The 23,421-nt window shown below is 68.6% G+C and carries 22 protein-coding genes and 4 tRNA genes; 7 read left to right on the top strand and 19 right to left on the bottom strand.

Features of this window, described 5'->3' with window-relative positions; all coding sequences use genetic code 11:
• The first annotated feature begins 120 nt into the window (after positions 1–120).
• Positions 121–525 carry a hypothetical protein gene (locus C1925_RS08000; RefSeq protein ID WP_108768423.1) on the top strand — a complete coding sequence of 135 codons (405 nt, stop codon included), beginning with the start codon at positions 121–123 and terminating at the stop codon, positions 523–525.
• Positions 518–970, top strand: a complete 453-nt coding sequence (locus C1925_RS07995) for a hypothetical protein (RefSeq protein WP_108768422.1) — start codon at positions 518–520, stop codon at positions 968–970. The genes C1925_RS08000 and C1925_RS07995 overlap by 8 nt, the downstream gene beginning before the upstream one ends.
• 142 nt (positions 971–1,112) lie before the next feature.
• On the opposite strand, the gene C1925_RS07990 is transcribed toward C1925_RS07995, so the two are convergent.
• The 3 genes from C1925_RS07990 to C1925_RS07980 all read right to left on the bottom strand — a co-directional run bounded on the left by C1925_RS07990 (position 1,113) and on the right by C1925_RS07980 (position 3,772).
• Positions 1,113–1,188: transfer RNA gene (locus tag C1925_RS07990), tRNA-Gly, on the bottom strand.
• Between the two features lie 105 nt (positions 1,189–1,293).
• The gene (locus tag C1925_RS07985) at positions 1,294–2,400 is read right to left on the bottom strand and encodes an NAD(P)/FAD-dependent oxidoreductase (protein ID WP_108768421.1); all 1,107 of its coding nucleotides are present in this window, start codon (positions 2,398–2,400) and stop codon (positions 1,294–1,296) included.
• Positions 2,401–2,560: 160 nt separating this feature from the next.
• A complete protein-coding gene (locus C1925_RS07980) occupies positions 2,561–3,772 on the bottom strand; it encodes an NAD(P)/FAD-dependent oxidoreductase (protein WP_108768420.1) in 1,212 nt (403 codons plus the stop codon).
• 283 nt (positions 3,773–4,055) lie between these two features.
• Here C1925_RS07980 and C1925_RS07975 point away from each other — a divergent pair, with 283 nt between their 5' ends.
• Positions 4,056–4,616 (top strand): Rrf2 family transcriptional regulator, encoded by a 561-nt coding sequence (locus C1925_RS07975; protein WP_108759594.1) that lies wholly within the window; start codon positions 4,056–4,058, stop codon positions 4,614–4,616.
• A 61-nt stretch (positions 4,617–4,677) separates the two neighbouring features.
• On the opposite strand, the gene C1925_RS07970 is transcribed toward C1925_RS07975, so the two are convergent.
• The 13 genes from C1925_RS07970 to C1925_RS07910 all read right to left on the bottom strand — a co-directional run bounded on the left by C1925_RS07970 (position 4,678) and on the right by C1925_RS07910 (position 18,605).
• Positions 4,678–4,753, bottom strand: a tRNA-Gly gene (locus C1925_RS07970).
• Between the two features lie 295 nt (positions 4,754–5,048).
• Positions 5,049–5,675 carry a CDP-diacylglycerol--glycerol-3-phosphate 3-phosphatidyltransferase gene (pgsA, locus tag C1925_RS07965; protein WP_079221387.1) on the bottom strand — a complete coding sequence of 209 codons (627 nt, stop codon included), beginning with the start codon at positions 5,673–5,675 and terminating at the stop codon, positions 5,049–5,051.
• A gap of 17 nt (positions 5,676–5,692) precedes the next feature.
• Positions 5,693–7,537, bottom strand: coding sequence for an excinuclease ABC subunit UvrC (uvrC, locus tag C1925_RS07960; RefSeq protein WP_108768419.1), 1,845 nt, complete (start codon positions 7,535–7,537; stop codon positions 5,693–5,695).
• Positions 7,534–8,946 (bottom strand): hypothetical protein, encoded by a 1,413-nt coding sequence (locus C1925_RS07955; protein ID WP_108768418.1) that lies wholly within the window; start codon positions 8,944–8,946, stop codon positions 7,534–7,536. Before C1925_RS07955 ends, uvrC begins: the two co-directional genes overlap by 4 nt.
• Positions 8,943–9,431, bottom strand: coding sequence for a low molecular weight protein-tyrosine-phosphatase (locus tag C1925_RS07950; RefSeq protein ID WP_108768417.1), 489 nt, complete (start codon positions 9,429–9,431; stop codon positions 8,943–8,945). Before C1925_RS07950 ends, C1925_RS07955 begins: the two co-directional genes overlap by 4 nt.
• On the bottom strand, positions 9,428–10,201 hold the full coding sequence (gene kdsB, locus C1925_RS07945) for a 3-deoxy-manno-octulosonate cytidylyltransferase (protein WP_108768416.1): 774 nt from the start codon (positions 10,199–10,201) through the stop codon (positions 9,428–9,430). Before kdsB ends, C1925_RS07950 begins: the two co-directional genes overlap by 4 nt.
• Before the next feature lie 75 nt (positions 10,202–10,276).
• Positions 10,277–11,296 carry a tetraacyldisaccharide 4'-kinase gene (gene lpxK, locus C1925_RS07940; RefSeq protein ID WP_108768415.1) on the bottom strand — a complete coding sequence of 340 codons (1,020 nt, stop codon included), beginning with the start codon at positions 11,294–11,296 and terminating at the stop codon, positions 10,277–10,279.
• On the bottom strand, positions 11,296–13,044 hold the full coding sequence (msbA, locus tag C1925_RS07935; protein ID WP_108768414.1) for a lipid A export permease/ATP-binding protein MsbA: 1,749 nt from the start codon (positions 13,042–13,044) through the stop codon (positions 11,296–11,298). Before msbA ends, lpxK begins: the two co-directional genes overlap by 1 nt.
• On the bottom strand, positions 13,041–13,463 hold the full coding sequence (locus tag C1925_RS07930) for a biopolymer transporter ExbD (RefSeq protein WP_108768413.1): 423 nt from the start codon (positions 13,461–13,463) through the stop codon (positions 13,041–13,043). Before C1925_RS07930 ends, msbA begins: the two co-directional genes overlap by 4 nt.
• 3 nt (positions 13,464–13,466) lie before the next feature.
• On the bottom strand, positions 13,467–14,129 hold the full coding sequence (locus C1925_RS07925; RefSeq protein WP_108768412.1) for a MotA/TolQ/ExbB proton channel family protein: 663 nt from the start codon (positions 14,127–14,129) through the stop codon (positions 13,467–13,469).
• A 3-nt stretch (positions 14,130–14,132) separates the two neighbouring features.
• On the bottom strand, positions 14,133–16,520 hold the full coding sequence (locus C1925_RS07920; protein WP_108768411.1) for a DNA internalization-related competence protein ComEC/Rec2: 2,388 nt from the start codon (positions 16,518–16,520) through the stop codon (positions 14,133–14,135).
• Between the two features lie 68 nt (positions 16,521–16,588).
• Positions 16,589–17,932, bottom strand: coding sequence for a HAMP domain-containing sensor histidine kinase (locus tag C1925_RS07915; RefSeq protein ID WP_108768410.1), 1,344 nt, complete (start codon positions 17,930–17,932; stop codon positions 16,589–16,591).
• A 1-nt stretch (position 17,933) separates the two neighbouring features.
• Complete coding sequence (locus C1925_RS07910; RefSeq protein WP_108768409.1) at positions 17,934–18,605, bottom strand: response regulator transcription factor; 672 nt, start codon at positions 18,603–18,605, stop codon at positions 17,934–17,936.
• A gap of 144 nt (positions 18,606–18,749) precedes the next feature.
• On the opposite strand from C1925_RS07910, the gene C1925_RS07905 reads away from it, so the two are divergent.
• The 4 genes from C1925_RS07905 (at position 18,750) to C1925_RS07890 (ending at position 20,806) form a co-directional block, all read left to right on the top strand.
• Positions 18,750–19,517 carry a MipA/OmpV family protein gene (locus C1925_RS07905; RefSeq protein WP_108768408.1) on the top strand — a complete coding sequence of 256 codons (768 nt, stop codon included), beginning with the start codon at positions 18,750–18,752 and terminating at the stop codon, positions 19,515–19,517.
• A gap of 32 nt (positions 19,518–19,549) precedes the next feature.
• The gene (locus tag C1925_RS07900) at positions 19,550–19,837 is read left to right on the top strand and encodes a hypothetical protein (protein ID WP_108768407.1); all 288 of its coding nucleotides are present in this window, start codon (positions 19,550–19,552) and stop codon (positions 19,835–19,837) included.
• Between the two features lie 153 nt (positions 19,838–19,990).
• On the top strand, positions 19,991–20,257 hold the full coding sequence (locus tag C1925_RS07895) for a hypothetical protein (RefSeq protein ID WP_108768406.1): 267 nt from the start codon (positions 19,991–19,993) through the stop codon (positions 20,255–20,257).
• 69 nt (positions 20,258–20,326) lie between these two features.
• Positions 20,327–20,806 carry a hypothetical protein gene (locus C1925_RS07890; RefSeq protein ID WP_108768405.1) on the top strand — a complete coding sequence of 160 codons (480 nt, stop codon included), beginning with the start codon at positions 20,327–20,329 and terminating at the stop codon, positions 20,804–20,806.
• Between the two features lie 85 nt (positions 20,807–20,891).
• Here the strand turns inward: C1925_RS07890 and C1925_RS07885 are convergent.
• From C1925_RS07885 to uvrB, 3 genes are all read right to left on the bottom strand, one after another.
• A tRNA-Val gene (locus C1925_RS07885) sits at positions 20,892–20,966 on the bottom strand.
• Positions 20,967–21,065: 99 nt separating this feature from the next.
• Positions 21,066–21,140: transfer RNA gene (locus C1925_RS07880), tRNA-Val, on the bottom strand.
• 104 nt (positions 21,141–21,244) lie between these two features.
• Positions 21,245–23,266 (bottom strand): excinuclease ABC subunit UvrB, encoded by a 2,022-nt coding sequence (gene uvrB, locus C1925_RS07875; protein ID WP_108768404.1) that lies wholly within the window; start codon positions 23,264–23,266, stop codon positions 21,245–21,247.
• Positions 23,267–23,421: the final 155 nt, after the last annotated feature.

Raw genomic sequence — 23,421 nt, 5'->3', positions numbered from 1 at the left:
CGACCTGCGTCGAAGGAGAGCTATTGTGTCCAAATTCCTTCACGCCGTCAACAGTCTTCACGCACCGCGATCCGGGCCTTGCGCGGTGGGGTTCCCTGCCCCGCCCGGACGCCTCGGCCCATGTTCCTGCACGGCAAATCCCTGCTGATCTCCCTGCTGCTGCACCTGCTGGTGGCCGCGCTCTACTGGACGCTGATGCCGCTGGGCATGAACTGGTATCGCGATCATGTTGATTTCAGCTCGCACGGCAACATCGGCCTGGGCCTCGCGCAGTACTACGCGTTCGTGCTGTTCCTCGGCGCACAGCCGTTGATCGCCGTACTGCGGCCGTTGGCAGCGAAATTGTTGGTGCTGGCCATCCCGCTCGCATTCGCGACCTGGACGCTGATGCACAACAACCCGCTGCGCATGGTGTACTTCACCGTCGGGCCAGGCGTGCTTGCACTTGCCGCGATCGCCGCGAGCATGCGCTTCGCTGCGCGCACTACCACCTGGAGCACGCGCAAGGAGCCCGCGCATGAGTGATCGCAGCACTCGCTTGTACTACCTGGCGGCAGTCGTGATCTGGCTGGCCGTGATGGCCGCGCTGATTCATGCCGGTACGCAGACCGACTACTGGATGCAGCGCTGGCTGGAACCCGGCGAAGTGCAGCCCTATCCCATCCGCGCCGTTGCGATCTTTGCCCTGATGAGCACGATCGAGATCGCGGTTGTCATGCTGATCGTGCGCCCATGGCGATGGCGTCGGCTCTGGCTGCGCCTGCTGATCGCCTTTGCGCTGCTGCTGACGTGGTCGGTACCGTTCGCGATGGGCGCGATGCACCAATCGCCGGTCTACGGCACACACCTGCTGTGGTTGCTGCTGCTGGATCTGAGCCTGTTCCTGGCCCTGTGCGCGGTGTCCGTCATCAGTGCGTGGCAGGGGTTTCGCAGCCGCGCTTCCACCGCACGCAGATACCCTTCATCGTGAGCGCAGCACTACGCCATGCAGCCACCGACATGGGCCTGATGTTCGCAGCCTGCGCGCTCGCAGTCTGCCTTTCGACCCACCTGGTATCGAAGCACTGACGCAAACGAAAAACGCCCCCTTTCGGGAGCGTTTTTCTGCAATCTGGAGCGGGAAACGAGACTCGAACTCGCGACCTCAACCTTGGCAAGGTTGCGCTCTACCAACTGAGCTATTCCCGCAGATTCCGTTCGACCTGCGTCGAAGGAGCGCTATTGTGTCGATATTGCTGCACGGCGTCAACCGGATTTTTCGGGTCGTCTGCACCGCGTCGTTCAGCTTGGCGGTCAGGCCCGCACCCCGCGCCGGTGGAAGTAGATCTGCTCGGCCACGCGCCGCGTCGCGGCGGTGCGCAGCAGCGCATTGAGCGGCCAGTCCTGCTGCAGATGGTCCATCGCCCAGCGCAGCACGCGCTTGCGGCGGAAGGTCGGTGCCACCCGCCGCGCCACCTGCTCGGCGGCGGGGCCCTGGCCACGCAGGTGCAGGCCGATGGCATCGCCGACCGCCCAGCCATGCCGCCACGACGAGTGGATGCCGCCGGCCGACAGCGGCGAGACGATGCCGGCCGCATCCCCGGTCAGGACCAGGCGGTGGCCGGTGATCGGGCCATCCGGCAGGCCGCAGGGCACCAGCCCGGCGCGGGTGGACGACGGCCGCAAGGACGGTGGGATGCCGACGATGTCGCGCACAAGTTCGATGAAGCCATCGATGTCCGGCACCCGCGCCTGCAGCGGATCATGGCGCAGGGCGAGCCCGACCTGCACGCCCGTGGGATTCTGCGCGACCCAGCCGATGTAGCCCGGCGCATAGCGCTTGCTGACGAAGCAGTGCAGCGCATCGCCCTGTGGCAACTGCAGGCCATCGAACTCGCGCTCGACGCCGTAGAGATTGTCACGCACCTGGCCCAGGGCGGTACGCCGGGCGACGCGTGATCGCGCGCCATCGGCACCCACCAGATATGCGCACCGCCCTGCCCCGTCCACCTGCCAGCCATCGCCATCGGCCTCTGCATTGCTGAAAGACTGCTGCAGGCGCAGATCCACGCCGCTGGCACGCAGTTCGTCGGCCAGCCAGCGCATCAGGTTCGGGGTGTCGGTGGTGAGGAAGTAGTACCCGGGCGCGGCCAGCTGCACGCTGCGCAGATTCGGCGCGTACAAGCGCACGCGCGCGACACGCTGGACCAGATGCTCGGGCATGCGGCCCAGCCAGGTCTGCTCCATCGCTTCCTTCACCACGATGCCGGTGGTGTGCAGGCGCTCACCGGGATCTGCCTTGCGTTCCAGCACGCAGACGCGCAGGCCGTACTGCGCGGCGGCCAATGCGCAGGCAGCACCGGCGAAGCTTGCGCCGACGATGACCAGATCGTGGTCGTAGGCAGAGGACATGTGGGGCATCGCTGCATCACCGCTTGGAACGGTGTTGCAGCGTCGCTGGCGCGCGTGGCGGGGCGATGGGGTGGCGGTGAAGTGGGGATGAAGCGGCGCTTTGCCCGTGGCGCATCGGAAGGACAACGCCCGCATCCGCGGGCGTTGTTCCGTGTGTCTCACCGTGCCGTCAGGCGACCACGATCCGCAGCGGGTCCGCCGACGCCAGGATCTCCGCGCGCTCACCCACGGGCGGGTAGATCCATTCGGTGTTGATGCGGGTCTTCAGCGCCTTGGCTTCGGCACCAGCCAGCGCCACCTGGCGATCCCAGCCCTCGGTGTAGACCGCGCCCCACGGGCCCAGGTCCAGGCAGGTCACGTACTTGGGCTGCGCATAGTCAATCATCGCTTCACCCAGCAGGTCAGCGGCGGCGTTGTGGCCGGCGGAGCGACCGAGGTTCATTGCGTGCTGGCAGGACATCATCGCCACATTGCCCTCGTCATCGGTGGCGGCATGCGCGCAGTCCCCGGTAGCGAACACCGCGTCGACACCGTTCGCCTTCAGGGTGCGGTCCACATGCAGGCGACCCACGGCGTCGTGCTGGCCGGGAATCTGCTCGGTCAATGCACTGGCGCGCGCACCGGCCGTCCAGATGACGGTGGCGGCGTCGATGCGCTCACCACTCTCGAGGGTCACGCCCTCGGCATCCACGCGGGCCACGCCCGAGCCCAGGCGCCAGGACACACCCAGTTCGGTCAGGGCCTGGGTGATCACGGGCCGCGGGCCTTCGCCCAGGTCCGGGCCCAGCGCATCGGCACGCTCGACCAGGATGACCTCGACCGCCGCATCGGCACCGAGTACTTCGCGCAGGCGTGCCGGCATTTCGGCCGCGGTTTCGATGCCGGTGAAGCCTGCACCCGCCACCACCACCGTGTTGCGTGCAGCGCTCTGCACACGGCCGGCAAGTCCCTGCAGATGTGCCTGCAGGCGCGCTGCATCGGCGATCTGGTCGACGTTGAAGGCGTGCTGCTGCAGGCCGGGAATCGGCGGGCAGTTCAGGCGGCTGCCGGCGGCCAGCACCAGGCGGTCGTAGTGCAGCGTCTGCGCCGCAGCATCGGTGCCCGCAGTCGCCACCACGACCTGCTGGTGGGCGACGTCGATGCGTTCGACGCGACCGGCGAGGTAACGCACGCCGACGGTGTCGAAGATGCCCTGCAGCGGCGCCGTCATGCGCTCCGGTGCCTTCTCGTAGAGACGCGGGCGCACATGCAGTTCCGGCGACGGCGCGACCAGGACGATCTCCACGTCGCGGCGCGCGGCCTGGTCGAGAAGACGGGCGGCGGCAAGCGCGCTCCACATGCCGGCAAAGCCGGCGCCGATGACAAGAATGCGTTGGGACACGGAGGAAGTCCTTCTGGGAATCAGGGTTCAGGCGCCCGGATGCACGAACGGCATGGGCGGGGGTGATGTGCTGCGCCGACGCGCCACATAACGCGGATCATATGAGTCCGCGTTATGTGGCGCAAGCGCGTGATGGCGGTGCCGTTCAGGCCCGGGCGGTCTTGCCAGGCGGCCCTTCCAGCCACAACGCCAATGAAATCAACGCCCTGCACAAGGCGCGACGCGCTTGCGGGCGGTAACTCAGGCCCCTATAGTCCGCGTTATATTTTTCTGGACCGGTCCCATGGCTCACATCGGAACAGGCGTCGAGTACGCCCTGCACTGCCTGCTCTGGCTGCTTCCACCGCTGGAACAGCGGCCCAGCAGCCGCGACCTCGCCGAACTGCAGGGCGTGCCGGCAGCCTTCATGGCCAAGATCTTTCCCAAGCTTGAAAAGGCGGGGATCGTCGAATCCACCGGCGGTATCCGCGGTGGCTACCAGCTGGCACGCGCGCCCGAGGACATCAGCGTGCTGGATGTGGTTGACGCCGTGGAAGGCCAGAAAGCGCTCTTCGACTGCCAGGAGATCCGTGGGCGCTGCGCGCTGTTTGATGGCAGTCCACCGCGCTGGGCCAACCGCGGGGTGTGCGGCATCCATGCGGTGATGATCAATGCGCAGAAGGCCATGCGCGAGGAACTGGCACGGTCCAGCCTGGCCTCGATTGCCGAGGGCGTGCAGGGCAAGGGGCGCCCGGCGAGCTTCGCAGGCGACGTGCAGGAGTGGTTTGCCGACCGCCAGGTGGCACGCGAGGAAGCGCGCATCACCGGCATGCGTTCGCGTGCATCGGCGCAGGACGAAGACTGATTGCCGGCGGGATGACCGCACAACGAAAAACGCCCCCTTTCGGGAGCGTTTTTCTTGAATCTGGAGCGGGAAACGAGACTCGAACTCGCGACCTCAACCTTGGCAAGGTTGCGCTCTACCAACTGAGCTATTCCCGCTTGGGAGGCGAAATTCTACCTGTTCTGGGAATGGCGTCAAGCGGTTTTTTCAGGGGGATTTCGCGGCGCTTCGGCATGGCGTATCCACGCATGGCGTGGATCTACTACGGCGCGCGATGTGTCGGTAGATCCACCAGCAGATCCACGCCATGCGTGGATGCGGGCATCCCGCTCCGGTAGATCCACGCCATGCGTGGATGGAGGCATCTCGATCCAGTAGATCCACGCCATGCGTGGATGGGGGCGACCGTGGGGTCAGAGCCCTTTCCTGCGGAAAGGGATCCGACCCCGGGGCTCAGTTGCCCAGCTTCTTCTGCCGCGAACGCTCGCGCGCGGCGCGCTCGTCTTCGCGCAGGCTCGGCCAGGCGGCATGCAGGTACTGCAGGCCCGACCACAGGGTCAGCACGGCGGCAATGGCCAGGGTCCAGTCGCCGATATGGAACACCGGCGGGCCCATCCAGATGTCATTGACCGGCACGTTCGGTGCCACCGAATACAGCAGGCACAGCAGCGCGACCATCTGTGCGGTGGTCTTGACCTTGCCGATCATGGCCACGCGCACCTTGGCGCGCTGGCCCAGCTCGGCCATCCACTCGCGCAGCGCCGACACCGCGATTTCGCGGCCGACGATCACCGCCGCCCAGAACGCCATCCACGGCGTCGGGTGGCCCTGCACGATCAGGAACAGCGCCACGGCCACCATCAGCTTGTCCGCCACCGGATCGAGGAAGGCGCCGAACGCCGATTCCAGCTTGTACCGACGTGCGATCCAGCCATCGAGCCAGTCGGTGATCGCGGCTAGGCCGAAAATCGCCGCGGACGCGAAATTGGTCCAGGTGTAGGGCAGGTAGAACACCAGCACCAGCACCGGGATCATCACGATCCGCAACAACGTCAGCCAGGTGGGCAGGGTCAACTTCATGCGGCTTGCTTCTCTCTCTACTCGGCCGGGTCAGGCGTGGCCAACCCGTGCAGGTTAGCGTAGATGCGTGCAGCGAGGGCGTCATTGATGCCCTCGACCTTGGCGATTTCAGCTTCGCCGGCGGCTTTCAGGCCGACCAGACCACCGAAATGCTTGAGCAGGCTGGCGCGCCGGCGCGGGCCGATACCGGGAATATCTTCCAGCTTGCTGGTCATCCGGGCCTTCTGACGGCGGCCCCGATGTCCGGTGATGGCGAAGCGGTGCGCTTCGTCGCGCACCTGCTGGATGAACTGCAGCGCAGGATTGGCCGCGCCCGGGCGCAGCTCGCGGCCATCGGGCATCACCAGCGCTTCGTGGCCGGCGCGGCGCTCCACGCCCTTGGCCACGCCCACCAGCAGCACGCCTTCCACGCCCAGGTCGGCCAGGGCGGCCTGGGCCTGGGCCAGCTGGCCGGCGCCACCATCGATCAGCAGCACGTCGGGCAGCACGCCCTGCTCTTCCACGGCGCGGCGGAAGCGGCGGTCGATGGCCTGGTGCATGGCCGCGTAATCATCGCCGGGCTCGATGCCGCTGATGTTGAAGCGGCGGTACTGCGCGCGCACCGGGCCGGCGGCATCGAACACCACGCACGACGCCACGGTCGCTTCGCCCATGGTGTGGCTGATATCGAAGCATTCCACCCGCTTGACCGGTTCGGCCAGGCCCAGCATCTCGCGCAGGGCTTCGCTGCGCGCGTGCTGCGCGTTGCGGCTGTTGAGTTCGGTGGCCAGGGTCAGCTGCGCGTTGCGGCTGGCCAGCTCCAGGTAGCCGGCGCGCTCGCCACGCACGTTCCACTTCAGCTGCACCTTGCGCTCGGCCGAGGCCGAAAGCGCGGCCACCAGCAGGTCGGCATCGGGAATCTGCCGGTCCAGCAGGATCTCGCGCGGCGGCTCGAATTCGATGTAGTACTGCGACACGAACGCGGCCAGCACCTCTTCGGGGCTGTCCTCGCCATTGGTGCGCGGGAAGAACGGGCGGGTGCCCAGATTGCGTCCATCGCGGAAGGCCAGCAGCAGCACGCAGGCCTGCGAGCCGTGCATGGCCACGGCCAGCACGTCCAGGTCGGCGGCGCGGCCATCCACGTACTGGCGGGTCTGCATGCTGCGCAGCGAAGCGATGAGATCGCGCAGGCGCGCGGCCTTCTCGAACTCCAGCGCCTCGCTGGCACCCTGCATCTGCTCGCCCAGCTCGCGGGTCAGCTCATCGCTCTTGCCTTCCAGGAACAGCGTGGCGCGGCGCACTGATTCGGCATAGTCCGGCGCCGGCACCAGGTCCACGCAGGGCGCACTGCAGCGGCCGATCTGATACTGCAGGCACGGCCGCGAACGGTTGCGGAACACGCTGTCCTCGCAGCTGCGCAGCTTGAACAGCTTGTGCATCAGGTTCAGCGTTTCGCGCACCGCGGTGACACCCGGGTACGGCCCGAAATAACGCCCGGGAATGGCGCGCGGGCCACGGTGCAGGGCGATGCGCGGCCAGTCCTCGCGGGTCAGCAGCACGTGCGGGTAGGTTTTGTCGTCGCGCAGGGACACGTTGTAGCGCGGCGACAGGGATTTGATCAGCTGGTTTTCCAGCAGCAGCGCTTCGCCTTCCGAGCGCGTGACCGTCACGTCCATGCGCGCGATCTGCGAGAGCATCGACATGATGCGCGCGTTCTTCGGGCTGCCGTTGAAGTAGCTGCCGACGCGGTTGCGCAGCGCGCGCGCCTTGCCCACGTACAGCAGCGTGTCGTCGGCCGCGTACATGCGGTAGACGCCGGGTGCGGTGCTCAACTGGGCCGCGAAGGCCTTGCCGTCGAAGGCCGGGGCGGTGATGTCGGTCATTCGCTGATCGGCACTTCGCTGAGCACGCCGCTGTCGGGGTCGAAACGCAGCACCGCGTGCGCGTCGGTCTCGGCAATCCACACTGCACCGGCGCCGACGGCCAGGCCGGCCGGGCCATGCAGGCGGCGCGGCAGTGGCTGGGTGACCAGATCGCCGCCGCCCAGGCGCAGCGTGCGCAGGCGGCCGTTGCCGGTGTCGGCGATCCACAGCACGGGTGCGTCCGGGCTCAATGCGATGGCCTGCGGATACTGCAGGCTGGCCTGCCCGCGCGGGCCATCGTCGGCGCCGAAGCGCCAGGCGCCCTGCCCGACCAGGGTCTGCACGAGGTCACCGCGCAGCTGCACCGCACGGATGGACGAGCCCAGCGCATCGGCCACGTACAGCACCTGCTGCACCACTGCCAGGCCGGTGGGCTGGGCGAAGGCGGCCATGTGGCCACTGCCGTCGCGCTCGTCGATGGCACCGCTGCCGGCGCGCCATTGCAGGCTGCGCAGGCCCAGGTGGAAGCTCCACAGGCGGTTGTCGCCGGCCATGGCGATATGCAGCTGGTTGTCGGCGATCGCCAGGCCAACCGGGTTGTCCAGCGCCACCTGCCGCGCCTGCGCCACCGGCCCTTCGACCGGCGTGCCAGGGCGACCGTTGCCGCACAGCGTGTCGACCTGTCCGGTCGCCAGGTTGATGCGGCGCACCGCGTGGTTGCCGGTATCGGCCACGTACAGCGACTCGCGCTCGAGCACCAGCCCCTGCGGGCGATGGAACGCGGCTTCGGCCAGGTTGCCATCCATGAAATCAGCGGTACCCAGCCCGAACTGGCGCAGCACGCGCCCGCCATGGCTGCACTCGAGGATGCGATGGCGCCCACTGTCGGCGATGTACAGGCGGTCCCGGTTGACCGCCAGGCCGGCCGGGAAACGCAGCGGATGCGGCAGTTCGGGATGCAGCTCGCTGCCCCCGCGCGACGGTGCCAGCGGCGCGCCTTCGCAGAGATCGTTCAAGGCGCGTTCCAGCTCGCCGGGTGCGCCCAGGCCGATCAGGCGCTGCTGTTCGCGCCCCTGCGCGTCGAGCAGGATGACGGTCGGCCAGGCCGTGACACCGAAGCGGCGCCAGCCGTCCCAGTCCGCATCGAGCAGCGCCGGCATCGACAGCCCCTGCCTGCGCAGCAGCTTCAGCGCAGCGCCGGCGTCGCGTTCGAAATCGAAGCGCGGCACATGCAGCACCAACGGCTGCAGGCGGCCCGGGTTGCGTGACAGCCATTGGCCGAACTCGGCCAGCCGCTGCATGCTCCAGGCCGATGCGGCATTGACGAACAGCAGCGCGACCGGCCGGCCACGCAGTTCGGTCAGGGTGCAGGGGGCGGCATTGAGCCAGGTGGCAAACTCGGGCAGGTCCTGGACGGGCTGTGCGTTCATGGCCTGATTATGCCGGACTCGGCGTCACGCAACAGTCGTGCCACGGTCCGTTGCGCGGCCTGGTCGACCATCGCCCAGACCTGCTCGAAATGATCCTGGTCGCCGGTATAGGGGTCGGGGATGGCCTGCGCGCCCTGCCCGCCCGACCACGGCATGTACAGCGACAGGCGCCCGCGCTGGGCGGCCGTGGCCAGCCGCGCGGCGTCGCGCAGGTTGGCCTCGTCGGCGCAGAGGATCCAGTCGAAGCGTTCGAAATCCCCCGCCTGCAGCTGGCGCGCACGCAGGCCACCGATATCCACGCCGTGGCGGGCGGCACAGGCAATGGCGCGCCGGTCAGGTGCTTCGCCGACGTGCCAGTCGCCGGTGCCGGCCGAGTCAACCTGCACCCGGTCGGCCAGCGGCGAGGCCTGCAGTCGGGCACGCAGCGCGCCCTCGGCCATCGGCGAGCGGCAGATGTTGCCCAGGCAGACGACCAGCAGGTTCATCGCGCGGCCATGGACTGCAGCAGGGCTTCGGCGCGGGCCAGGTCTTCGGGCGTGTCGATGCCCGGCGGGAAGGCTTCGGGCGAGATCGCCACGCTGATCGGGAAACCGGCTTCCAGCACGCGCAGCTGTTCCAGCGCCTCGACCTGCTCCAGCTGGCCCGGCGGCATCGCCGCGAACTGCTGCAGGAAGCCGGCACGGTAGCCGTAGATGCCGATATGGCGCAGCCAGCGATGGCCATCCGGCAAGGCCTCGCGGCTGCGCGCGAAGCCATCGCGGTGCCAGGCGATCGGCGCGCGGCTGAAATACATCGCTTCGTTGCGCACGTTGCGCACCAGCTTGACCACGTTCGGGTCGAACAGGGTTTCGGCATCCTCGACGGAGGTGGCCAGGGTCGACATCGGTGCATCACCCTCGACCAGCGCCTGCGCCACGGCACGGATACCGGCCGCCGGGGCGAACGGCTCGTCGCCCTGCAGGTTGACCACCACGGTTTCGTCGGACCAGCCGGCGATGCGCGCGCACTCGGCCAGGCGGTCGGTACCGGAGGCGTGGCTGACCGCGGTCATGGCTACCTTCACCTCGGCCAGGCCATCCAGGGCATCGGCAATGCGGGTGTCATCGGTGGCCACCCAGACCTCACGGGCGCCGGCCAGCAGCGCGCGGCGTGCCACGTGCAGCACCAGTGGTTCACCGCCCAGCGGGCGGAGCGGTTTGCCCGGCAGCCGCGAGGCGGCGTAACGGGCCGGAATGGCGACAACGAATTCAGTCATGCGGGCGGTACTCGGCAGGCGCGATACAACGGGAATGCGGCCGGCGGCGGGCGATTGCAAGCGCCGCGCGGCCGCTCAGTTCGGGCGCAGCTTGTCCAGGCGGTCGGTCAGCGCCACCCAGAACGCAGCCGGCAGTTCGGCGCGCAGCGGCACCGCGTAATGCCAGTCGTTGCCGAAGGCGCGGCACTTCACCGCATCCTTCTCGGTCATCAGCACCGGCAGCTGGCTGCCGAAGGACAGGTCCTGCGGCTGGTAGACCTGGTGGTCGGCGAAGGCATGTGGCACCACGCCGATGCCGCGCGCACGCAGCATGTCGAAGAAGCGCTGCGGGTTGGCGATGCCGGCCACGGCATGCACGCGCTGGCCCGCGAAATACGCCAACGGGCGCGGACGCCCACCCGGCAAGGGCTGCGCGCTGTCGATGTGCAGCGCCATCGGCCACTGGCCAAAACCGCAGGCCTGCGCGGCGGTGGCCTCATCGGCCTGGCCGAGATTGACCACGCGGAAATCACATTCGTCGGCACGGCTGACCGGCTCGCGCAACGGCCCGGCGGGAATCATCCGGCCATTGCCGTAGCGGCGCTGCGCGTCGATGACCTCGATTTCGATGTCGCGCTGCAGCCGGTAGTGCTGCAGGCCGTCATCGCAGACGATGACATCGCAGCCGGCCGCGATCAGCGCCTTGCCGGCCGCCACGCGATCGCTGTCCACGCGCACCGGCACGCCGGTCTTCCACGCGATCAGCACCGGTTCGTCACCGCCCAGCGCGGTCGACGTGTCGGCCTCGACCCAGCGCGCCTTGTCTGCTTCTTCGCGACCATAACCACGGCTGGCCACGCCCGGCTTCCAGCCGGCCGCGCGCAGGCGCTCGACCAGGGCGATGGTCAGCGGCGTCTTGCCGGTGCCACCGGCGGTGATGTTGCCGACCACGATGACCGGCACCGGCAGCGCGTGGCGCTTGAACCAGCCCTTGCGGTACAGCCGCCGACGCAGCGCGGCCACGCCGGCATAGACCGGCGCCAGCAGCCGCATCGCAAATGGAACCGGGCTGCCGTCGTACCAGTACGGCGGGGTCTGGGTACCCTTGCCTGCCATCAGTCCTGCCTTTCGCGGAACTGCATGCTGTGCAGGTGCTGGTACAGGCCACCCATTTCCAGCAGCTCCTTGTGGGTGCCACGCTCGACGATGCGGCCATGGTCCATCACCAGCACCTGGTCGGCGTGCTCGATGGTGGACAGGCGGTGCGCGATCACCAGGGTGGTGCGCTCGGGCATCAGGCGCTGCAGTGCGTCCTGCACCAGGCGTTCGGATTCGTTGTCCAGCGCGGCAGTGGCTTCGTCCAGGATCAGGATCGGCGCGTCGCGCAGGATCGCGCGGGCGATCGCCAGGCGCTGGCGCTGGCCGCCGGACAGCAGCGCGCCGTTCTCGCCCACCGGGGTCTGCAGCTGCTGCGGCATGCGCGCGATGAACTCCCAGGCGTTGGCGGCTTCGGCCGCGGCACGGATCTGTTCGTCGGTCGCGTCCATGCCATAGGCGATGTTGGCGGCGATGGTGTCGTCGAACAGCATGACCTTCTGCCCGACGATGGCCACCTGACGGCGCAGGTCGGCCAGCGGATAGTCATCCAGGGCCACGCCATCGAGGGTGATGAGGCCACCGCTGGGCTCGTAGAAGCGCGGCACCAGGCGGATCAGGCTGGTCTTGCCGCTGCCGGAACGACCGACGATGGCGGTGACCGTGCCGGGCCTGGCGACGAAGCTGATGTCATCCAGGGCGATGCCGCTGTCGGCGCGGTAGCGCAGCATGACGTGCTCGAAGGCCAGTTCGCCGCGGGCGCGCTGCAGCGGCGTGCGCCCTGCGTCGCGCTCGACCGGCATGTCGATGATGCCGAACAGGCGCTCGGCGGCGGCCACGCCGCGCGAGATCGAGGTCTGCACGCTGGTCAGGCGGCGCAGCGAGGGAATGATGGCCATCATCGAGGTCATCAGGCCCATGAACTGGCCAGCGTTGAGCTTGCCGGCCAGCGCTTCGCGGGTGGACACCCAGACGATGACCGCCAGCGCCAGCGCGGCCAGGAACTGGACCACGCTCGACGCTGCAGCGCGGGTCACTTCGACTTTCATGTTCAGCGCCAGCATGCGGTTGGCCAGGCGCGAATAGCGGCTGATCTCGTGCTGCTGGGTGCCGTGCACCTTCACTTCCTGCTGCGCGGCCAGCGACTGCTCGGCGGTCTGCGCCATGGTACCCATGCCGTCCTGGATGCCGCGGCTGATGCGCCGGTAGCGCTTGCCCACGTAGGAGACGATGGCACCGATCAGCGGCACCACCAGCAGCATGGCCAGGGTCACCTTGACGCTCATCTGCAGCATCACCACCAGCATGGCGATGATGGTCAGGGTGTCGGCCACCACGGTCTTCAGCGCGTCGGCGCTGGCCTGGGTGACCTGCTCGGTATCGAAGTTCAGGCGGCTGACCATCACCGGCGTCGCTTCGGTATCGAAGTGCGAGGACGGCAGGTGCAGGTACTTTTCCAGGATCTGCTCACGCAGGTCGCGGACCACGCTGCGGCCGGTCTTGGCCAGCGTGTAGTCGCTGACCCAGGTGGCCAGGCTGCGCATCAGGAACAGGCCAAGGATGGTCAGCGGCAGGATCACCGCCATGCGCGGCTCGGGGTTGACGAAGCCGCGGTTGACCAGCGGTTCCATCAGCTTGGTGAAGTGGTAGCCGGCCAGGGCCTCGACCACCATCGCGATGACGGCGGCCACCATGAACACCCAGTAGGCCCGGGTATAGCCGAGCAGGCGTTTGTAGATCGGCCACACCGGCGCGTGATTGGAACTCATGGACGCACCTCTGGCGCTGTTGCGATTGCGATACGGCGGAAGCCGAGCTGGCCCAGCGCATCCTGCGCGGTGACCACGGCCTGGTAGGGAGTGCGCGCGTCGGCACGCAGCAGCACGGTCTGCTCGCGGTCGGTACCGGCCACCGCAGCAATGATCTGCTTGACCGACTCGACGTCGGTGCGCAGCACTTCCTGGTCGTTGACGAAGTAGCGGCCGTCGGCGTTGATCAGCACGCTGAGCGAACGCGGCGGCTCGTTGGTCTGCTGGTCGCTGGCGGTCGGCAGCTGCACCTGCAGCGTCGAGCGCGCATCGAACGTGGTGGTGACCACGAAGAAGATGATCAGGACCAGGATGACGTCGATCAGCGGAACCAGATCGATATGCGGCTCATCCTGGGATCGGTCGTTGCCGATGCGCATCGATCAGGCCTTGGCCGTGGCAGGTGCGGCGGCACGCGGCGCCGGTGCGCCGTTCATCACGCCCGGGCGGCCGTCCAGCGTGTCCAGCAGGGCGCTGGCTTCCTGTTCCATCTCCACCACGTAGCCGTGGATGCGGCCCTTGAAGAAGCGATGGAACATCAGCGCCGGGATGGCCACGATCATGCCGGTGGCGGTGCACACCAGCGCCTTGCCGATGCCACCGGCCAGCTGGTTCACATCACCGACGCCGTGGTCGAGGATGCCCAGGAACATCTGGATCATGCCGATGACCGTGCCGAGCAGGCCCAGCAGCGGGCCGGCCGAGGCGATGGTGCCCAGCGCGTTGAGGAAACGCTCCATGCGGTGGACCAGGTGGCGGCCGGTGTCCTCGATGCGCTCGCGGATCTGGTCGCGCGGGCGGTTGCGGGCTTCCAGCGCCGCGGCCAGCAGTGCGCCCAGCGGCGAGTTCGCCCGCAGGGTCTGCAGGTGGGCCGGGTCGAGCTTGCCGCGGGCAGCCCAGTTGCGCACTTCCTGGCCGAGGCCAGGCGGCAGCACCTCATTGCGCCGCAGGGACCAGAAACGCTCCAGGACGATCGCCAAAGCCAGTACGCCCAACAGCAGCAGCGGCACCATCGGCCAGCCACCGGCCTTGACCAGTTCCCACACGTTTCAACCCTCCGGCCCAACGGCCGCTTGTTCGATCGGCGATAGGATAGCAGCCGACCGCGCCCGCCCAGCGGCATCCCACCACCGGGCCGCGTGGATACGCTGTTCACGCACCTGCAGCCCTTGTGCGCCAAGCCATACGCGGATCGCGCCGGCGTCGGCCGTGGCCAGCACCTCGGCGCCCACGGCCCGCCAGCGCAGGACTACGTCACGTTTCGGGTGGCCGAAGCGGTTCTGGTGGCCGGCCGAGACCAGCGCCAGCCGGGGCGACACGGCCGCCACCCAGGCCGCCGTCGAGCTGCCGCCACTGCCATGGTGCGGCACCAGCACCACGTCGGCGCGCATGGCCGCCGCCTGCGCCTGCAGCAGCTGCTGTTCGGCCCGGGTGCCGATGTCGCCGGGCAGCAGCACGACGCCGTGGGCACCGGCCACCCGCAGCACGCAGCTGGCCTCGTTGTCACGTTCGCTGCCATCGGCCGGCGGATGCAGCACCTGGAAGTCCACCCCGTCCCACTGCCAGCGCAGGCCTTTCATGCAGGGCCGGGCGCCCTCGACCTGGCTGCCCGGCGGGGCCAGCACCTGCAGCCCTGGCAGCGTCCGGCGCAGGGCCGGCAGCGCGCCCGCATGGTCGAGATGGTCGTGGCTGAGCAGCAGGTGCGCTGGCGGTGCCTGCCCCAGCGCGCGCACGGCCGGCAGCAGCACACGTTCCCGGCCCTCCCCGGCCGGCGGCCCGGCGTCGTACCAGAGCGCATGGGTGGCGGTGCGCAGCAGCACCGCCGCACCCTGCCCCACATCGTGCACCAGCACTTCCAGCTCGCCGTGGCGCGGCCCCGGTGCGGCGGGCCACAGCAGCGGCAGGCACAGCAGCACGCCCGCCAGGCCGCCGCCTGCCCCGCGCGGCAGCAGCCACCAGAACACCCCGGCAAGGGCCGCCGGCAGCGCCCAGCCCGGCGCCTGCGGCAGCCACCACATCGCCTGCGGGTGCTGCGCCAGGGGCTGCAGCAGCCCCCAGCTGAGATCGAACACCCATGCCGCCGCGCGCCAGGGCCACATCCCCGCCCCGTCGTGCAGCGCCTGCAGGCCGGTACCGAGCAGAGCCAGCGGCACCACCAGCAGGCTCCACCAGGGAATCACCGGCAGGTTGATCAACGGCCCCAGCCACGACGTCCCGCCGAACAGCACCACCGCCAGCGGCAGCAGTGCCACGCTGGCCACGCCCTGCCCGGCCAGCGCCGCGCGCAGCACGCCGCCGATGCCGGACGGCGGCCGCTGCGGCAGGCACCACAGCAGCCACAGCACGCCACCGAAACTGAGCCAGAAGCCTGCCGACAGCACCGACAGCGGGGCCGGCAGCAGCAGCAGCGCGGCCGCCAGGGACAATGCCGGCGCCGTGCCCAGTGGCCGCCGGCTGGCCCGCGCCAGTGCCACCGCGGCGACCATCATCGCGGTGCGCACGGTGGGCAGTTCGCTGCCCGCCAGCAGCGTGTAGAAGGCGGCCGCCAACGCCGCGGTGCACGCGGCGGCCTGCGGACGCGGCCAGGCGCGTGCCAATGCAGGGCAAAGCCACCAAAGAGCCGCGCACAGCAGCGCCGCAAAACCCGCGACCAGCCCGACGTGGAAGCCGGAAATGGCGATCAGGTGGGTCAGGCCCAGCGCACGCAGCTGCTCCCAGTCGGTATCGGTCAGGCCCCGCGTATCGCCCACCGCCAGCGCCTGGACGAATCGCGCGGACGGCCTGCCGACCTGCGCAGCGATGGCGGTACTGCAACGCTCGCGCCACGCGGCCAGGCCGTGGGCGGTGCGCAGCTGTCGGGCGCCTCCGGGATCGCGCACGCTGGCGCTGCCGGCCAGGCCCTGCAGCAGCGCATGGCGTTCCGCATCGAAGCCCCCCGGATTGATCCGTGAGCGCGGCGGCCGCACGCGCAGCGACAACTCCCAATGGGCACCGGCGTGCAGCGTGCCACGCAGGGCATCGGGATCCGCGGAACGCCGCGGTGCATGCCAGCTGACCTGCAGGCGCCTCCCCTGCAGCGCCGGCCACCCTTCTGCCTCGGCCACATCGAACAGGAAACGGCTGTGGTCATCGCGCCGTACCGGCAGGTCAGCGATGCGCCCACGTACCCGCACATCCTGTGCCGTCGCCGCCGCCGGCACCTGCTGCTGCAGGGCCATGTGCCCGTGGCAGCCGGCCCAGGCCAGGCCGAATACGGCGGCGGCCACCGCACGTCCGCGCCACCGCCACGCCCACCCCGGCAGGGCCAGCAGCGTCAGGCCGATGCACAGCCAGCGCGGCGGCAATGCCGGCAGCAGCACGCACGCCAGCGCCCCCAGCACCAGGCCGGCGGCACAGGCAGGGCCCAGCAGGCGGGCAACCACGGCAACGGTGCGCATGGGCGCAGCGTCGCCCCGCGGCGGCCGGGCTGCCTATCAGGCAAACCCGCGCGCCGCTGTGGGCAGGCTCAGCGGCGCAGGCCGGCGCGCTGGAAGTTGACCCGGAAGCTGGCGCCACCACCGACGGCTTCGGCCACGCTGACGGTGCCACCGTGGTGCTGCACGATCTCCTTGACCAGATGCAGCCCCAGGCCGCTGCCACTGCCGGCGGCACGCAGGCGATGGAAGGGTTCGAAGATCGCCTCGCGGTCACCCACCGGCACGCCCGCCCCCTGATCGCTGATCTCCAACAGTCCCTCCGCATCCAGGCGCACGCAGATGGTGCCGCGACCGCCACCGTGGACGATGCCGTTGTGCACCAGGTTGGCCATCACCCGGCCCAGCGCCAGGCCATCGCCCTGGATCCAGACCGGTGCTTCTGGCGCATCCACTTCGAAGCCATACCCCGCGCCGACCACCAGCGGCGCCAGCTCGGCCGCCGATTCACGCACCACGTGGGCCAGATCGACCCGCTGCAGCGTGCTGACGTTGCGGTCCAGACGCTGCAGGTCGAGCAGGTGCTCGGCCACGTTGCCCAGCCGCGCCACGTCGGTCAGCAGCTGCGACTTCAGTTCACCCTGCGGAAGCTGCGACAGCCGTGCCTGCACCACCGCGATCGGCACGCGCAGTTCGTGCGCGGCATCGGCCAGGAACTTGTCGCGCGCGGCGTAGCCCTGCTGCACCTTGTCGATGGCATCGTTGAAGGCACTCACCAGGGGCGCGACTTCAGTGGAGACGAGCTGTTCGTCCAACCGGGCACCGGGCTGGCCGATGTCCAGCTCCTTGGCCTGCTGCGCCAGCCGGCGCACCCCGCGCATCGCACGATGGATGACGGTGGGCATCACCAGCAGGGTCACCACGATCAGCGGCAGGAAGAACCAGAAACCGATCAGCCGCAGCACCATTAGCGCGCCATCGACCAGCCCGCCCTTGGGCGCGCCACCGGCCATCACCGTGATGCGACGTCCATCCTCGATGCGCACCATTACCCGCGCCACGTCCAGATAGGGCGGCACCAGCGATCCGACTTCGGTGGCGCCCAATGCCGGCAGCCGCGCCAGCAGCGGCGCGTGCAGCGCGGGCACCTTACCGCGCTCCAGCCAGATGCCGCGGTCATCGACGGCGACGAACCACAGGTTGCCGCCGGCGCGCGCGTTCAACGCCTGCCAGCGCGGCTCGTCCAGCACCAGGTGCGCTCCCTGGCTGTGCACGGCCTTGGCGACGTCCTCTGCGGTGAACATGTCCATGTTCCAGGACTCCTTGTCACCCCAGGTCAGGATCAGCGCCACCACCGCGAACAGCACGGTGAACGCCTGCGCCAGGAACAGGCGCCAGGCCAGGCCGAGGGTGATCGAACGGATCTGCCTGGCCATCTCAGGCCTCCGCCAGCAGGTAGCCGACGCCGCGGATGACGTGGATCTCCACGCCCGCGCCCGCCTGCTGCAGCGCCTTGCGCAGCTTGGAGATGTGCGCATCCAGTGCGTTGGACTGGATCTCATCGTCGAAGCCGTACACCGCCGCCTCCAATGCGCTGCGGGTGACTGTGCGCCCCTGGCGCATGGCCAGCGCCTGCAGCACCAGCACCTGGCGCCGCGGCAGGGTCAGCAGCTGGCCATCCACCTGCGCCTGCAGCGATTCGAAATCGAACTCGAAGTTGCCCAGCCGCAGGCTCGGCGTGACCATCGCCGACGGCCGACGCGAGACCGCGCGGATGCGCGCCATCAGTTCTTCGATCGCCACGGGCTTGACCAGGTAGTCGTCGGCGCCGACATCGAGCCCCTCCACCTTGTCCGACAACGTGCCCTTGGCGGTCAGCATGATCACCGCGATGTTCGGCCGCAGCGCACGCGCGGTGGCAACGAAACCGGCGCCATCGCCATCGGGCAGCTGGCGGTCGAGCAGCAGCAGCTGGTGCACGGGTTCTCGCAGGGCCAGCGCCGCCTCGGCCAGGCTGCCGACCACGTCGGCGACCACGCCCTGCCGTTCGAGGCCCGACTGCAGGGCCCGCGAGAGATCGGGATCGTCTTCCACCAGGAGGATGCGCATCGTGGGCTCGGCTACCGGAAACGCTGCCGATGATAGTGCCTGCCGGGCACCAATGAGGCCTTTGCACGGACATTGCCGTGGCGCAATGTTCCGACAATGTTGCGCGGTCAGGATGCAACGCGGTTCCCTGCAAAGTGCCCCTCGATGCTCCCGTTGCCCCCTGCCCTGCTGCGCCCCCTGCTGTGCACCGTCGTTCTCTCCACGCCGCTGCTGGCAAGCGCCCAGGAACAGGCACCGGGCGTGCAGGCCGGCATCACCTTCGGCGCGACCACCGGTGCGTACGCGCACTACGATGACAAGCCGCTGGTGGTGCCGGCGCTGGCATGGCAGGGCAAGCGCTTCTATGCCAGCCCCGGCTCGCTGGGCATGTACCTGTACAAGGAACAGGGCCTGCGCGTTTCCGCGGTGGTCACGCCCTACACGCTGCGCTTCAAGACCGATGACGTGAACGATGCGCAGCTGCGCCGCCTGGACAGCCGGCAGATGTCGGCCATGGCCGGCGTCAGCGCCGAGTACAGCGCCGACTGGGGTGCCCTGTCGGCCAGCGTCAAGCGCGAGGTCAGCGGCCACGGTGGCGGCCTCGAATCCAGCCTGTATTACAGCTATCCCATCCAGGCCGGGCGCTTCATCTGGGTGCCGCGCGTGGGCGTGGTGCACAGCAGTGCACGCCTGCTCGACTACTACTACGGCATCAGCGACGAGGAAGCCCTGCGCTCGGGCCTGGCCGCCTATTCGCCGGGCAGCGCCACTTCGCCGGGCCTGCAGATCGCGGTCAGCACACCGCTGGGCACGAAGTGGCGCGCCACCGGCGTGGTCGCCAGCCAGTGGTTCGGCGATGCGGTGAAAGACAGCCCGATGGCCCGCCGCGGCGCGCAGAACTCCGCCTTCATTTCCCTGATGCGCGCGTTCTGATCGCGCCCCCTGCAACGGACAAGGACACCCCCATGGCCTCCGTCTCCTTCCCCACCGATGCGCAGGCCATCCTGCGCGCGCCCGACCTGGACAGTGCAGAGCAGGCCTACCTCGGCCTGATGCCGGACCAGGCCCACATCGACGCGCTGGTCCGCCGCGCACTGGGCCTGTCGCGTGTTGCCGATGCGGCCCGCGGCTATGCGCTGTCGATGACCCTGGTCGGCCTGCGGCTGCAGGAACTGGAGATGGACGAGCCCTGCGCCACGGCGCACCGCCAGTCGACGCTGCGAAACCTCCGCCAGGTCTACGCCGCGGCCTGAGCGGCGCTGCTGGCGCGCGGATCAGCCCGCCAGCGCACGGATTCATCCCCGCAGCGAGCCCTTGGCACGCACATTTCCCCGCTTCGTCGCATGCCGGTATCGATCCGCCAGCGCCGGTGACACGCTGGACTCCCTTCTCCGGAGCACCGCGCCATGCCGATGCTTGCCCTGCTGCTGTTGCACGCGGTCCTGTCCAGCGTCGGCAGCGGCGGCCCGGATGCGGGCCAGGCGCTTCCTGCCAGGCTCACCCCGGCCAGCCCCGACGATCTCTGCCTGCAGCTGCGCCTGCGTCAGGACAGCATGCTGCGCTGGGAGCGCGGCGCAGGCGGGAAGACGCATGCCCTGGGCGTGGTGCACCAGGTCGAGGGCCACTGGCAGCTGCGTCACCGCTTCAGTGTGGGCGCATCTGCCGCGCACTGATCGCCAGCGGCGATTCATCCTCGCCGTCACGCCCGGTGACAGCATGGTGCCCTGTCGAAAGGATGCGCCATGAAGACCCGGACCGTTGCCCATGTACTGTTGCTGCTTGCCGTCGTGCTGCTTGCCGCCTGCTGCCCGTTCGGCAGCGAGATCCGCACCCGCCCGGTCTACGTGAACCCACAGCTGACGCCTGCCGCATCGCGCGCGCTGGTCGCCGACTGCGATCGCCAGGGCGCGCAGCTGCGCCGCCAGCTGGAGGCGGCGTATGTGGAAAATGCCCGGCAGGAATGCGCGCTGCCGCAGCCGTTCGCGGACTACCGCTTCGTCAATGCCATGGGCGAGGCCGTTTCCCCGGCGCGCGCCATCGAGGCCCGCGCCGATCACGCGCAGCGCGTCTGCACAGCGGCGCAGGGCAAGGACAGCGCGCTGGCCGCGCTGTGCCCTGAGTGCCGCAGCAGGGCCGAGGCGCGCGTGCAGCAGTGCCGCACGGACAAGGGCCTGGTGCGCAGCGAGCGACCGGTGCGGATGTGCAGCATGATCCAGTTCTGAGGGCGGAAGCCGGGCAACAAAAAAGCCGACCCACCGGGCCGGCTTTCCTGTTTCCACCGCTGCACCGGCAATGCCGGGAGCCAGGTGGTGGGCGGTACAGGGTTCGAACCTGTGACCCCTACCATGTCAAGGTAGTGCTCTACCGCTGAGCTAACCGCCCATCTTGTTCGTGCCGCCCGAAGGCTGGCCTTGCTACGTAAAAACCCGGCGCCAGGGCCGGGCTTTTCAGGTCACGACAGCCCCTCTGGAAGGGACTTCGTGGTGGGCGGTACAGGGTTCGAACCTGTGACCCCTACCATGTCAAGGTAGTGCTCTACCGCTGAGCTAACCGCCCGTTTTGCTTCTGCATCTCCGCGATTGCGTCGGTGCAGGCCGCGTATATTACGGATGCCGACAGGTAAGCGCAACACTTTTGTGAAGATTGCCGCGCTACCGTGTTCAGCCGAGGCTGGCCTCCTTCAGCTGCCGGATCTGGTCACGCACGCGGGCGGCATCTTCGAACTCCAGATCCTTGGCGTGCTGGTACATCTGCTGCTCCAGCGCCTTGAGCCGGGTGGCCAGCTGGGCCGGCGACATCGACCGGTAATCGGCCGCATCCTCGGCCACCGCCCTGCCCTTGCCTTTGCCCTTGCGGGACTCCTTCTCCGCAGCATCCGAGCGCGCGCCTTCCAGCACGTCCACGATCGGCCGGGCCACCGAACGCGGCACGATACCGTGCTCCTCGTTGTACTCGACCTGCTTGGCGCGGCGGCGGTCGGTCTCGTCGATCGCCGCCTGCATCGAGCGGGTGATCTTGTCCGCATACAGGATGGCCTTGCCGCGCACGTTTCGCGCAGCGCGGCCGATGGTCTGGATCAGTGAACCGGTCGAACGCAGGAAACCTTCCTTGTCCGCATCCAGGATCGCCACCAGCGAGACCTCCGGCATGTCCAGGCCTTCGCGCAGCAGGTTGATGCCCACCAATACGTCGAACTTGCCCAGGCGCAGGTCGCGGATGATCTCCACGCGCTCCACCGTGTCCACGTCCGAATGCAGATAGCGCACGCGGATGCCATGTTCAGTCAGGTACTCGGTGAGGTTCTCGGCCATGCGCTTGGTCAGCGTGGTGACCAGCACGCGGTCACCGGCCTTGATGCGTTCGTTGGCCTCGCTCATCAGGTCGTCGACCTGGGTGCCGACCGGGCGGATTTCCACCACCGGATCGATCAGGCCGGTCGGGCGCACCACCAGCTCGGTGATGTCATCACCGGTCTCGCGGTACTCATACGGACCCGGCGTGGCGGACACGTAGATCGCGCGCGGGCAGCGCGCTTCCCATTCCTCAAAGCGCAGCGGCCGGTTGTCCAGCGCCGACGGCAGGCGGAAGCCGAACTCGACCAGGGTTTCCTTGCGCGAACGATCGCCCTTGAACATCGCGCCGATCTGCGGAATGGTCACGTGCGATTCGTCGATGACCAGCAGCGCGTCCGGCGGCAGGTAGTCGAACAGGGTCGGTGGCGGCTCGCCCGCACTCTTGCCGGTCAGGTGCCGCGAGTAGTTCTCGATGCCGTTGCAGAAACCAACCTCGGCCATCATCTCGATGTCGAACTGGGTGCGCTGGGCCAGGCGCTGCGCCTCGACCAGCTTGTTTTCCGCGTACAGCTGCTCCAGGCGCTCCTTCAGCTCCACCTTGATGGTCTCCACGGCGGCCAGCACGCGCTCGCGCGTGGTCGCGTAGTGGGTCTTCGGGTAGACGGTGAAGCGCTGCATGTTACGGATCGTCTCGCCGGTGAGCGGATCGAACATGGTGATCTTCTCGACCTCGCCATCGAATAGCTCGATGCGCAGGGCCTCGCTGTCCGATTCGGCCGGGAACACGTCGATCACCTCGCCACGCACGCGGAACGTACCGCGCTGCAGCTCGTACTCGTTGCGCGTGTACTGCAGCTGGGTCAGGTGGTTGATCAGGTCGCGCTGCTCGATGCGCTCGCCCTTGGACAGGATCAGGCGCAGCGACAGGTAGTCTTCCGGCGCGCCCAGGCCGTAGATGGCCGACACCGTGGCCACCACGATCGCATCCGGGCGCGACAGCAGCGTCTTGGTCGCCGCCAAACGCATCTGCTCGATGTGCTCGTTGATCGAACTGTCCTTCTCGATGAAGGTGTCCGACGACGGCACGTAGGCTTCGGGCTGGTAGTAATCGTAGTAGCTGACGAAGTACTCCACCGCGTTGTGCGGGAAGAACGCCTTGAATTCACCATACAGCTGCGCGGCCAGCGTCTTGTTCGGCGCCATGATCAGCGTCGGCTTCTGCACGTTCTGGATGACGTTCGCGATGGTGTAGGTCTTGCCCGAACCGGTCACGCCCAGCAGCGTCTGCTTGGCGATGCCCGCTTCAAAATTATCGGTCAGCTTCGCGATCGCGTTGGGCTGGTCGCCCGCCGGTGAATACGGCGAGACGAGTTGAAAACTGTCGCTCATGGTATTGCCAGGTCCCGGGAATGATGATTATAGCGGCCGGTTTGGTGACGGCCTGTTGAGGAAACGCCCGGCCCCGCATTGCGCGCTGGGCCGATGGTGGGCATGGCAGGCCGACGTTCAGTCTGAAGCAATGACGCGCCGCCCTTCCCTGACTC

Origin of the sequence: Stenotrophomonas sp. SAU14A_NAIMI4_5 (assembly GCF_003086795.1) — a bacterium.
Classification (GTDB): domain Bacteria; phylum Pseudomonadota; class Gammaproteobacteria; order Xanthomonadales; family Xanthomonadaceae; genus Stenotrophomonas.
This window is presented reverse-complemented; position numbering and strand designations above follow the sequence as displayed.

Bases quoted from the DNA above. Each gene is read 5' to 3' on its own strand.
- uvrC (WP_108768419.1), bottom strand. From the start codon at position 7,537: ATGACCGACATCACCGCCCCGGCCTTCGACGGCAAGGCCTTCGCGGCC.
- C1925_RS07910 (WP_108768409.1), bottom strand. From the start codon at position 18,605: ATGCGCATCCTCCTGGTGGAAGACGATCCCGATCTCTCGCGGGCCCTG.
- C1925_RS07975 (WP_108759594.1), top strand. From the start codon at position 4,056: ATGGCTCACATCGGAACAGGCGTCGAGTACGCCCTGCACTGCCTGCTC.
- C1925_RS07955 (WP_108768418.1), bottom strand. From the start codon at position 8,946: ATGAACGCACAGCCCGTCCAGGACCTGCCCGAGTTTGCCACCTGGCTC.
- C1925_RS07895 (WP_108768406.1), top strand. From the start codon at position 19,991: ATGCCGATGCTTGCCCTGCTGCTGTTGCACGCGGTCCTGTCCAGCGTC.
- C1925_RS07900 (WP_108768407.1), top strand. From the start codon at position 19,550: ATGGCCTCCGTCTCCTTCCCCACCGATGCGCAGGCCATCCTGCGCGCG.
- C1925_RS07950 (WP_108768417.1), bottom strand. From the start codon at position 9,431: ATGAACCTGCTGGTCGTCTGCCTGGGCAACATCTGCCGCTCGCCGATG.
- lpxK (WP_108768415.1), bottom strand. From the start codon at position 11,296: ATGGCAGGCAAGGGTACCCAGACCCCGCCGTACTGGTACGACGGCAGC.
- C1925_RS07915 (WP_108768410.1), bottom strand. From the start codon at position 17,932: ATGGCCAGGCAGATCCGTTCGATCACCCTCGGCCTGGCCTGGCGCCTG.
- C1925_RS08000 (WP_108768423.1), top strand. From the start codon at position 121: ATGTTCCTGCACGGCAAATCCCTGCTGATCTCCCTGCTGCTGCACCTG.
- uvrB (WP_108768404.1), bottom strand. From the start codon at position 23,266: ATGAGCGACAGTTTTCAACTCGTCTCGCCGTATTCACCGGCGGGCGAC.
- C1925_RS07930 (WP_108768413.1), bottom strand. From the start codon at position 13,463: ATGCGCATCGGCAACGACCGATCCCAGGATGAGCCGCATATCGATCTG.
- pgsA (WP_079221387.1), bottom strand. From the start codon at position 5,675: ATGAAGTTGACCCTGCCCACCTGGCTGACGTTGTTGCGGATCGTGATG.
- kdsB (WP_108768416.1), bottom strand. From the start codon at position 10,201: ATGACTGAATTCGTTGTCGCCATTCCGGCCCGTTACGCCGCCTCGCGG.
- C1925_RS07905 (WP_108768408.1), top strand. From the start codon at position 18,750: ATGCTCCCGTTGCCCCCTGCCCTGCTGCGCCCCCTGCTGTGCACCGTC.
- C1925_RS07985 (WP_108768421.1), bottom strand. From the start codon at position 2,400: ATGCCCCACATGTCCTCTGCCTACGACCACGATCTGGTCATCGTCGGC.
- msbA (WP_108768414.1), bottom strand. From the start codon at position 13,044: ATGAGTTCCAATCACGCGCCGGTGTGGCCGATCTACAAACGCCTGCTC.
- C1925_RS07995 (WP_108768422.1), top strand. From the start codon at position 518: ATGAGTGATCGCAGCACTCGCTTGTACTACCTGGCGGCAGTCGTGATC.
- C1925_RS07890 (WP_108768405.1), top strand. From the start codon at position 20,327: ATGAAGACCCGGACCGTTGCCCATGTACTGTTGCTGCTTGCCGTCGTG.
- C1925_RS07920 (WP_108768411.1), bottom strand. From the start codon at position 16,520: ATGCGCACCGTTGCCGTGGTTGCCCGCCTGCTGGGCCCTGCCTGTGCC.